The sequence below is a fragment of the Paraprevotella sp. genome (assembly GCF_986071375.1).
The window spans coordinates 25996-37609 of the sequence record NZ_CFQRNQ010000008.1; the positions used below are offsets into that span (position 1 = coordinate 25996).

Annotated in this window: 7 protein-coding genes; 1 reads left to right on the top strand and 6 read right to left on the bottom strand. The window is 45.0% G+C overall.

Annotated elements, in window-relative coordinates; all coding sequences use genetic code 11:
* Window positions 1–5: 5 nt before the first annotated feature.
* Entirely contained in the window at window positions 6–194 is a 189-nt protein-coding gene (locus tag AC5RDV_RS05805; protein WP_172634377.1) for a hypothetical protein, read from the top strand.
* A gap of 394 nt (window positions 195–588) precedes the next feature.
* Here AC5RDV_RS05805 and AC5RDV_RS05810 read toward each other — a convergent pair whose 3' ends face one another.
* From AC5RDV_RS05810 to AC5RDV_RS05835, 6 genes are all read right to left on the bottom strand, one after another.
* Entirely contained in the window at window positions 589–1113 is a 525-nt protein-coding gene (locus tag AC5RDV_RS05810; protein WP_130892579.1) for an RNA polymerase sigma factor, read from the bottom strand.
* 183 nt (window positions 1114–1296) lie between these two features.
* Window positions 1297–3051: a RagB/SusD family nutrient uptake outer membrane protein gene (locus AC5RDV_RS05815; RefSeq protein WP_008624692.1), complete on the bottom strand. Its 1755-nt coding sequence runs from the start codon at window positions 3049–3051 to the stop codon at window positions 1297–1299.
* A 7-nt stretch (window positions 3052–3058) separates the two neighbouring features.
* Window positions 3059–6271: a SusC/RagA family TonB-linked outer membrane protein gene (locus tag AC5RDV_RS05820; RefSeq protein ID WP_282748564.1), complete on the bottom strand. Its 3213-nt coding sequence runs from the start codon at window positions 6269–6271 to the stop codon at window positions 3059–3061.
* Window positions 6261–7853 (bottom strand): fasciclin domain-containing protein, encoded by a 1593-nt coding sequence (locus tag AC5RDV_RS05825; RefSeq protein ID WP_130892576.1) that lies wholly within the window; start codon window positions 7851–7853, stop codon window positions 6261–6263. Before AC5RDV_RS05825 ends, AC5RDV_RS05820 begins: the two co-directional genes overlap by 11 nt.
* 17 nt (window positions 7854–7870) lie before the next feature.
* On the bottom strand, window positions 7871–9931 hold the full coding sequence (locus AC5RDV_RS05830) for a fasciclin domain-containing protein (protein WP_282748562.1): 2061 nt from the start codon (window positions 9929–9931) through the stop codon (window positions 7871–7873).
* Between the two features lie 21 nt (window positions 9932–9952).
* Complete coding sequence (locus AC5RDV_RS05835; RefSeq protein ID WP_282748561.1) at window positions 9953–11593, bottom strand: RagB/SusD family nutrient uptake outer membrane protein; 1641 nt, start codon at window positions 11591–11593, stop codon at window positions 9953–9955.
* Window positions 11594–11614 lie beyond the last annotated feature (21 nt).

The window sequence follows — 11614 nt, forward strand, 5'->3', positions numbered from 1 at the left end:
ACAAAATGTCAAAAAGTCAAATCCGATGGTGCGTGGCCCGTTTATCCGTCCCCCACTCGGATGTCCGCCGTAAATACGCGATTCCCGTACCGTCGGGAAAAGACAAGATGGAAGCCGGACACATATTATGTTATCATTATGAAAACCGTTGGCTGCGTCCTGCGCAGCCCCAAGAGAATGGCGTAACCCCGTAAAGCGTTTCGCCTTACAAAAAGACACTCCGGACCCGCAGGCTTTTCCTTTCCAAATAGAAAAAATAACGGTTCCCGAAGCAAGTTATGCCAAGGTTTCAAGGTGCTTGTCCCGCAGACAAGCGCATGACTTCCGACCGTCATGCGGAGAAAAAAAATGTTTTCTCAGCCGAACGATTTTCCATTCTGCTCCAAACGATTCACGTCTTTAGTAAATAAACATAAAAAAAACGCCCTGAAACCTTAAAAAAAGTATTCTTGAAAAGTCATTTCAATACCTGTTTCTGTACTTTTCCCGCCCTCAGGCCATCGAAAGGAAAGCCTTTTCCCTTTCCATTTGCATACAGGAAAGCGGAAAAGCCGTGCATACTGTCAAAAACGGGATATCCGATTCCATTCACCCTGCCTTATTCCGGTACGCCCTATCCACCCCCATACGTACCATCCTATGTGCCCTCAACAGATGCGCACCCACAGTGCATTCGGCCACACCAAGCCGGTCAGCGATGGAAGCATACGACATTCCCTTGTAAAAATACAAAAGATACACTTGACGGCGTCTTTCGGTCAACCGTTTCACCATCTTCTTATGCACAAAGCGGAGTTCTTTATAACAATAGTCTTCTTCGACCGTATTGCGACCACACTGTACCTCACCGTAGCTGTATATGTCCATCCGGCTTTTTTTCATATAACGGCGGCGCAGATAATCTATCACGGTATTCCGCATGACCCTAAAGACTAAATTCTGGAGGGTTACCATGCGCACTCCTTCCCGGCATCTCCATATATGTTCAAAGACATCCTGGGTCAAATCTTCCGCCTCTTCCCTGTCACGAACCCGAGAGAAGATATACCCGTTCACCTTCTCCCTATACTGCATATAACATGCAGAAAACTGACTTTCCGTGAATATTTCCATGATATTTGTTCCTTTCAAGTTTTTCTTCTTGCAAAATTAAGCCACATCGGCAAAACAGGATAGGGCAATTTTCGACAAAACGTATGTCATTTTTTCCCATTTCACACTTTCCTCAAAAAAAACAGGCATGGAAACCACGATATAAGCGCAATTCCATGCCTGCCATTCCTTAGTATGTCATTCTCAATTCTCCACCATCGGCAAATACCAGTTATTGCGGTCTCTCAATTTATTATAAAGCGCCTGGTCGGGATTGTCCGGACTCGTACGGCGAGCCACACGGGAAGCCAGGAAATCTTCTCCACGACGGAACGCAAAACGCATCAAGTCGTAAAAACGGTTGCCTTCGTAGGCCGTCTCCAAAGCCATCTCGTCGCAAATCATATCCTCTACTTTCCTTATGCTGTCCTCACGCGAAGCCATGGCCGGCAACGCATAATGCAACGTGTCCATCTCCGCATTCCCGCAACCGCGTGCATGCAACCCCATATTATCCTTGTTGTCATACATGTCGTAAAACGTATAACCGGACTGCATCAAACGGCGGTATTCCCCGTTGGCATCGTATTGTATCAGATTGCCACGGCTCAAACCATACTTCAGCACATGGAAAGCCGTCAACGGATAACCCGCACGGTTGATAGCCTCTGCCAGACGGAGGTAAACCGCCCCCGTACGGTAAGTGGTCACATGCGGCCATAGTGAAGAATACTTATTGATGCTCAACCCGTATCCTTCCTGATAATCCCGGTTGAAACGCAAATCGCCCATGAAATATTGCGGTGTGCCCGGCACCGTGATATATGAATAATACTGGGGATTTTCCTTTGTCCCGTAATACAAAGTATCCTTTGCCAGCCCCGTAAAGCGAGACATATACTCACTTTCATCCGATTCTGATTCTTCTGTATACATCACGTAGCAATAATAAGATTCATCCACCAATTTCTGAAGCGCGTCAGAACCCATGAAATACCTGAACGATTGCTGCAAACTTCCTAATTTACCATATTGGGAGTTGCCTGCAAATGGAACGAGGCTGATACGTTCCATAGTATTGCCTCCCACAAAAACGGAATTCCAACGGTCCACAATTTGGGCGTCGTCCAAATCCACAGTCCGATAAGCTACCTTTATTTCAGGATTTACAAATCGTTCTTCGGACAATAAATAATCACGATATTCCTGAGCCGCCTTGGCAAAATCGGATTTATTGCCATCCAATGAACCACGCCATAAATAAAGGTCGCCTCTCAGCAAACGGATTGGAAGAAAAAAATCGCTACTGTTTACCGAGCTATTCTGGTCATAAGTGAAGTTCCCGTAATTGGGAAACGGCACATCAACGTAAGGAAGCAAATCATCAATGAAATAAGAACAAATCTCACCCAGTCCCTTCCGTCTGGAAGGGTCGTTCATCACTTGCTCTATTTCAGAATAAGACAGCAGAGGCTGAGTATAGAACGGGATTTCGCCATAAAGCAAAGCCAATTGCAAGTAAGCCCACGCCCGGTAGGCACTCACGGCTGCATATTCCTTCAGGAACACTTTCTGCCCGCGACGCTCCATCTCGGCATCCGCACGCTCCAAATAGAAATTGCAATTATTCACAATGGCATAGTAATCCCGGTAGCGGTTGAAAGTCGCATCCTCCAAATTCTCAAAACGAGCCAAATCCACCCAAGCATTACTTGCACCGGCTAAAGGAACAGGCTTTACCAAATCTCCCCTCAATTCACCTAAAAGCACTCCTTTTTCGACCACGTCTTGAACCTTGTCCAATATACCCAACACAGAGAACACGGTATCGCCCGGTTGAGAAAAATCATGGTCTTCTTCAAACATCACCGTAGTGGTATCCACCTCACAAGCTGTGAAAGACACCGTAGCCGCCATCCAAATTGCGGTCGACTTTAATATGTTTTTTAACATCTTCATATCCTTGTTAAAGATTAATTTTAACCCCTAAAACGAAACTGCGCCCGTGTCCTAACAAACCACGGTCAATCCCCTGGTAAATCGGATTGCCTGAAATGGAGAGTTCCGGATCACTACCTAAATATTTCGTACACGTAAACAGATTGTTGGCAGCTCCCCAAACTGTAATCCCTTGCAGGAACGTCAAGTTGAAGGGAAAGCGATAGCTCAAACTCAAAGTCTTGAGCTTCAAATAAGAGCCATCCTCAATCCAACGGTCGGAAAAACGTGCGTTTCTCATCCGGTCCCCGTATTCCACACGGGGAATCGATGTCTGCTGCCCCTCTGAAGTCCAACGGTTCAATAAAGCCGTGGTTTGGTTATTATAAGAACTTCCGCTTTCCAATACGGCACGTTGGTAATTGTAAATGTCATTCCCCAAAGAATAACTGAAGAAAGCATCCAATGTCCAATTTTTGTAATGCAGGCTAGTCCCGAAATTACCGAAAATATCCGGATTAGGGTCGCCGATTACATCTTTGTCTTTATTATCAATCACCCCGTCAGCTACCAAATCGGAGAAATGTACATCACCGGCACGGAAAGCACTTCCATTTTTGCTTCCATTACGTAAATCCGTTTCAGCAGCTTCTTCCGAGGTGGCAAACACACCCTGAGTCTTGTAACCATAGAACAAACCGATTGGGTTTCCTACCTTAGTCATGACCTCACCGCCATAAACAGAAGTATAAACCGTCTTATCGTTATCCGGCAATGCAGTCACCTCATTCTTGTAATGGCCGACACTTGCAGAAATTTCCCATGAGAAATCCTTTAATGCCATGACTTTGGCCACAGCCGCAACATCAAAACCCTGGTTTTCCATCTTACCCTCATTACTCCAATAATTGCGCAATCCGCTCACCCCTCCCAATGTCTTGTAAGCTAACATGTTGTTCACATAAGACTTATAATAATTGAATCCAAGCGACAAGCGGTCATTCCAAACGGACATGTCCAAACCAACTGAAATCCGCGTGACCGTCTCCCATTTCAGTTTATCATTGCCGATATTGGCCAAGGACAAACCCGACGTATGATTCAAAAATGCACTTGGAGCAAAGTAAGAGCGGGAGGCAAAGCAATCAATATTGTCATTGCCCGACTGGTCGATGCCGACATTCAGTTTCAAATAGTCAATACCCTTCACGTTCTGGAAGAAAGGTTCGGCGGAAACCACCCAAGCCGCCTGCAAGGACGGGAATATCCCCCAGACATAATCGCCCAGTTTCACTCCCCCTGTGGCATTCCTGCCGAAACGCGTAGATGTCTCCGCCGTCAACGTTCCCTGCAAAAAATACTTATCTGCATAATTCCAATCCGCATTCACATACACAGCCGTGGATTTCCATTCCTCAATAATGCCGTCCACCTTACGGTTCTTCATTTCATTGGTGATGTTCGGCAACTTATCTCCCGCACTGTTGTCTGCACGAATAGCATCCGAATTAAATGAATCGCTTAAATAACGGAAACCGCCAAAAAGATGAATCACATGTCCGCCATAACGGTATGACCAATCAATCCTGGTATCGCTCGCCACGGACAATTGCTTACTGGAATAAGCCCTTGACCTGTTGGCTGTCATATCGTCACCGCTCTCTGTAAAAGTCGGTACCCCCTCATCCGGAATAAACGAACGTTCCGTGACATTGTTCAACACGTAACTTACCTTTTCAGACAGTGTCAGGTTTCGATTGATTTTCCATTTCGGCATGGCACTCAATGAAAACAAAGTATACTCCAACCGGTTTTTATTACTCGCGTCGCCATTCTCCAATATGGACAAGGGATTGGACAAGTTAAAACAATCGTAGTCTGCCATGGATGCCGTAAACCGGCCATATTGGTCAGGATTGTATGCAGCCAATACGGGGGATTTAATCAGGCCCAACATTCCCGGAGACAATGCCTGCCCACTGCCCATTCCGTCATCCCGTAAATTCCGGGTCGTATTGGAATAAGCTACATCCAAACTGCAATCCAGATTCTTCATAAACTTCACATCTGTATTGAAACGCATGTTCAACCTTGCGAAATCATTATACTTCAATGTGCTTTGCGCATTTGCATAGCCTATGGAAAGATTGTAATTAGCCACATCGTCACCACCTTGCACGTTTACACCGTAATTCTGCGTGAAAGCCTCATGATAAACATAATCCTTCCAGTCCGTATCGTTATGGTACATGGCATACTTTTGCTTGTCCGTTGTAAAATCGTCCAAGAAATCCGGAGTTTCGGTCACGTTCCCCATTACATCCGTTGCATACAAACGATATTGCCCGGCATTCATCATCGAAGGCAATTTCGGCAACAATTCAACCGCCCCATAGATGTCTACATCAATCCGTGTAGCCATACTCTTTGCACGTTTTGTCTCTATCACCACAACCCCATTGGCACCTTTCGCCCCATATAATGCAGTGGCGTTTTTCAACACTGTCACTTTCTCAATGTCATTGACACTGATAGCCGAAAGCACGTTATTGACATAACCTTCATGCATTAACGAACGTCCGTTTTGAGTATCAAGAATCACACCGTCCACCACAAACAGAGGTTGCCCGCCTCCATTCAACGAATTATATCCTCCAATAAACATGTTCGCCCCTTGGGCGGGATTACCCGAACGAAGCAACACACGCAAATCAGCACCAAGTTTTTTTGCCATTTCATCTTCAACGGTCAAAGACGAATTTGCAGAAAAATCCCCGACACTGCTCTTATTCGTCACCCTCACTTCATTGGCATAACCATTGGAAAAATGTTCCGAATACATCCTCACTACCAATTCTTTTCCTTTTCCGGCCAAATGTACCCTGGCCAAAGCATAAGTAGGAGTACGCACCAACAATTGATTGGCATACAACGGCACTTTTATTTCAAAGGCACCCTGTTCGTCGGAAATGGAACTGAACCGGTCGTCTCCGGCCACTTGTATGATGCCGCCCTGTACCGGCCCGCCCGTGGCTGCATCGACCAATGCCCCCTTATAAACCACCGTGGGTATCTTATTCATTTCCCTCTGCACTACAATCTGAAGCGAATCAGTTTCTCCTCCTGCGGCCGATAACGTGGAATCTGCCACCCCTTCCGCATCCACCTGTCCATAGGTCGTTTGCAGGCTGCCTGCCAAGGCCATACAAAAACATATACTATATAGATTCTTATTCTTCATCACTTAAATCTCCATCAATTGAGGGTTTCAACAATATGCAATCAATATATAAATCACGTGTATAATCCGACTCACTACGTTTAGGCGTGCTGACGATTTTCAAAGAGATTTTGGCATCTTCCATAGAAGCACGATCGGGGAAATAATCACAATAAGCAAACTGATGCCCTCGTGCCACCCATATCGTATCAACCTTGTCGCCTGGTATTTCAATCCCTTCCACTTCCAACTTTTCCTTCGTGTATTTATCATTCAATTCTACATCAACACGTCCTTTTTTCGTATCAATGGAAGAAGACCAACCGTTACGCGTCAGATTCATCGGAACAAATACAATCCCTATGTCATAAGCGCAAGACAGCACGTTCGGGATTGCATAAGTGACGGTGGCACCCCGCAACATGTTCGTAGAAGTAAACTTCATGTAGTAGCTTGATGACACACCGGTATTTGCAGCGGCAACAAACACCGGACGATCCTTATTTTCATCGTAATAATTAGCCGTAAGCAGATACTCACCGATATTTTCGGCTTCAACAACAATGTCACTGTTTAAGACCTGATAAGGGCTTAAATTCACATCGGCCGCTTTCAATATTTGTCCATTGCTACAACCTATGGCTTCGGTCCCTTCAAACAAGCCCCCGGCATCTTGTGGACGATAGAACAATTTTCCGGACGTACTTTCCCAATAATCGGATGTCGAAGACTGACTACGGGTTTCAAATACCAAAGCATCCAATATGCTGCGACACGCATACTTGTCTGCCAATTCCGGTTCTTCATCTTCCGAATAATGATAAAAGCCCTTAAACTTATCCACCAACCGGTCCCAACAATCATTCACGGGAACCAACATCGTATAATCCCGCTGCTCGTCATTCAAGTAGCCAATCTGCCCCCACAATTCATTTGTCAAGACAAACACGGAATCCGTATACACCTGTTCCCCATTCACCACACCGCCCGGTGTACTCAATTCAGGCACAAACTCCAATTTATTAAAGCTATACAAATAATCGGTAATATTAGAAAAATCAGCATCCTGTCTCAAATAAGACCAAACATTGTTATTGTAAACCGCCTGGCAATCTAATATATGTAAATCTCCATTACTGCATTCAATATTAAAAGATTTGGCCGGCGAGCCATTGAAATGAGGCACGCCTCCTTCTGACACAAAAGGCATGGGCTTCCCGTTCAACACCTTTATGGTATCGTTCACAACGGAGGATGCCGCAATAACCCCACGGGCGATATGGTTTTTAACCACTTGCTCCATCACTTCGTCCGGAGTCATGTCCTCACCGGTCACCAATGTCGTGTCTATGCTGCCGGATGGTGCCCAAACCGTATAGCGTTGGCCCGAATCCAAGAACTTGTCATAACCGTATCCTTTAAGCAATTTTGCAAAATCCGACAACTCCGGACGGGCAGTAATTTCCTGCCACAAAGTCCTTGTAGGACGGGGTACACCATCATAATGTGCATCCCAATCGTCCGAACAAGACAAGACCAATCCGGAAGCCAATACCGCCATGCAACAAATAGTTGCCTTGGCATATCTTTTAGAACCTTTCATAATCTTCTGCTTTTAATTTAATTTCTATCTTCTGGTATGGCACCATTATACACACTTTTCGGCACAATTTCGATAAAATCGATATTCAACATGCGCCCAGTTCTTTCGTCTACTTTACGCAAGCGCAAATAAGAAGGTTTTTCTTCCAAAGTCTGGGTGGTAACGATATTACGTATATACCACCAATCGTTAACCAACTTCGCACGTAATGAAACCCTGTCATTGTCTACCCTATACACGCAGGCAGGCCCCTTCATATACCCCAAATTACGCATAGCCTTGTCATTCTCAGTAATGGTTGTCTTTCCTTCGAGGTTATACGACACGTCGTTATGGATATCGTCAAATAAATCATTATCTGCTATCATTCCCACTTTTGGCATTCCGCCTCCCCATCCCAAATTCAAAGGAATTCCGGTGGGTTGCATATATTCGGTATTTTGTCCAAAATAGATTTGCGCAATTCCCATAAAGCCATTGGCCACGTACCCCAACCTGATTTCATATTGGCCGGCCGGTACGGCAGGCAAACGTAACATCACATCATATTCCCCCGCAAAATTCATATTATCCGTACGGAATGCTGCCAAATCATAGTGCGACCCCATTCCGGTTCCCTGAGCCTGAGGCCAACGGTTATATTTGCAATCGCATTGGCTGTCATAACGCACATCATCGAAATACCCTTCCGGGAAATGCCACCACAACATATCTCCGTCCGGATCCAGACGGACATCATTGTTCACCAATTCAGGAAACAAGACGCCCGTATCAATACGGATTCGTTCACTACGAAGCATTTTCACGACATTTTCATTATAAGAAAGGATGCTGCCCAGAAATTGGAAATTGCCATTTACAGTTGAAGAACCTCCGGAAGGAAGGACTTCCACACCATCCATCCTGTTGTCAGCCCTATTCACATCGTCACAGCGATTCAAATATATCCCGTCTCCCAAAAGAGAAACTTTTTGCGCACGCAACAAATTACCGGCCATGGTTTCGTAGTACTCCACAAAATCCCCACCTTCCTGCACAGACCAATCCGGAGTGGAACATACCAAATCCCCATAGCTTGCATTACGGTCCAAGATGTGATAAGCAATAAAACGGTTTAAAGGATTCTTGGGATGCGTATAGTCATCATCATATACCCCCTTGTCGTCCGGATATACCTTGTCGTATATGTCCTTTGCATAATTGAACAAGGATACCAAATCCGCCTGAAGATCTCCCGTATAGACAGGCTTACCCATATTTTGCGGATCATATACCGTTTTATACAAATTATCCTTCTCCACCAATACCGTATAACCGAACTTGCGGGCCGGAGGAACTTTATTCCCCTCCGTGGTGTACTCTGAGTTCGAAGCATATTGGGCCAACCGGGACAACATCTCCGGACTTTCATCTTTTTCCCTTAAAATGGAATCCGTCAAATGAGTCTGTTTCAATGCCTCCATAAACAGGGTAAAGCCTAATGTCTCACATTTGGACTGCATGTAATCAGGCAATACATAACTGGACTGCTCCAACACACGGTCTATGGTATGGACGACCCCATTACTCACCGTATCGTTAGCTTGGATAATCCGTGAATAATCATTCAGGACAAATACCGTCATACTATCGTTTATTGCAGCATCGAACTCCTTCTCAATGGTCACTTGCACCTTACGGTCGTACATATTAGGCTTCTGAAGATAACCTGTTGAAAAATCAGAGGTCAAGTAGCGAACGCCTATCAAATGGCTTTTGGCCAAGGCCACCACTGCAGAATCCGGCAGGGTCTCCAACGTGCAGCCCGGATAATTACTATCCACATAACGGTCTATGGCCTCGTTGGTCGGTGCAAAGCAAGTGTAATCCCCATAAGCATACATCAAACCTTTCATGCCGGCACGTTCCAAAATAGTGGAAAACTCACCATATTTCCCGTCCGCATCCAAATAATCACCAACCGTCTGACCTTGGAACACATAATAACTGTCACCTTCCACACCGTCGTCATAACAGCCGGACAGCGTGGTTGCCAAAACCACACATCCTATTACCTTATTATATATGTTACGTTTCATATTACTTCTATTTACTCTTGATTAATAAATGATGTAAGCCTGATTCTGGTCCGGTACCAACAACGGATTCACATCTAACTCTTTCTGATAAAAAGGCAGATACAAATTGTCCAATGACCCCATCCGAGCCACGGCATCACGTCCTCCCGTTCCATATTTACGTTGCAAATACGTACTACGCAAGGTGGACATCGCATTCACCGGATTGTCGGAGTGACGTACCATCCGCATCAAGTCATACCAACGCTTCCCCTCGAACATCAATTCACGCTGCCGTTCATCCAAAACGATGTTCTTGATCTTATCGGCATCATACACCAACAAGCTACGCCCTTTGCACGACCGCATGTTCACAGATTTCACAATCTCAAAAGCTTCCTGCTTGTTTTCATCCCCTCCCATATAAGCCAAAGCCTCAGCACGCATCAACATCACATCCGTCAAACGGTAAACAATCCAATTCTCTGCCGTGGAGCGAAGCACTCTTTCATCATTTCCAAAATACAAGAAACGAAACTTATAGACAGGATAACTGTTCGAGGGTTCGCCCTTATATCCGGTATTCTCTTCCAACCGTAAATCAGATGCGTCTGCAAACAAGGCATCAGCCGTCTGATTGGTCAAATAAGCCGCTGTATTGACCCTGCCTGAAAGGTCTTTATGATTTCCGTAGAAATAAGAAATACCTTCATTGCCATCCTTACGGTTATCATAATCGTATTGAAGCTCAAAAATACTTTCAAATGAATTACCCCGCTCATACAACATGGTATAAGGATAATGCGATGAATAAGATTCATCCAAAAGCGGATAGCCATTGTACAAGGCCAGAGAGCCTTCCGTAGAAGAAGATATAAAATTTCCCTCCAATTCTGCTGTTTTGATGACATTGTACTCTGCCATTTTCTCATCCATGATTTCCTTGCAATATTGCACGCACTTGGCATAATCCCCTTTCCACAAGTAAATATCTGCCAAAAGGGCTTTCACGGATAACTTATTGAAACGTCCTTTCCTTTCGCGTTCATCATCAAAAAACTTTTTATTCCATATATAATCTTCTGACCATTCCAAATCTGCAATAATCTGTTCCAATACATCCTGCTCGGAGGATGCACGTACTTTGAAATCCACATCATCGCCGATTGTCGCCTGAAGCACCAACGGCACTTTTTTAAAGGTGCGGATTAAATAGAAATAACACAAGGCGCGAATCGACTTGGCTTCGGCTTCATGCGTACGTAATTCGTCTACTGAATAATTTCCATCCTTGGCTTGGGCCCCAGGTGCATAATGCAAGATGGTATTGCATAAATTGATTACATTATAGAAATCCGCCCACGAAGTCCAACTGTTGTCCGGAACGATATTATTCGTATAAAAATCATAAAGCTCCTTTTCTTTTGCGGCCATTGTGGAAGTTTCAGTCAAATTGTCGCCCCGTAACTCCCCCCAGGCTATCACACGTTGTGAGAAGCCCTTGTCCTGCATGTGAAAATAGCAAGAAGTTATCACACTCTCCACCTCGCTTTTCTTCTCCCAATAGTTTTCCACCACCACAGCATTCAGGGGCGTGATATCCAAGAAGTCGCCACAGGAAGTCGTAAAAGCGGCGAGAGAAACGGCCATGGCCAATGTCCCGGTTTTCAATATCTTTTTCATATTTCCTTCTGTTTATTCATG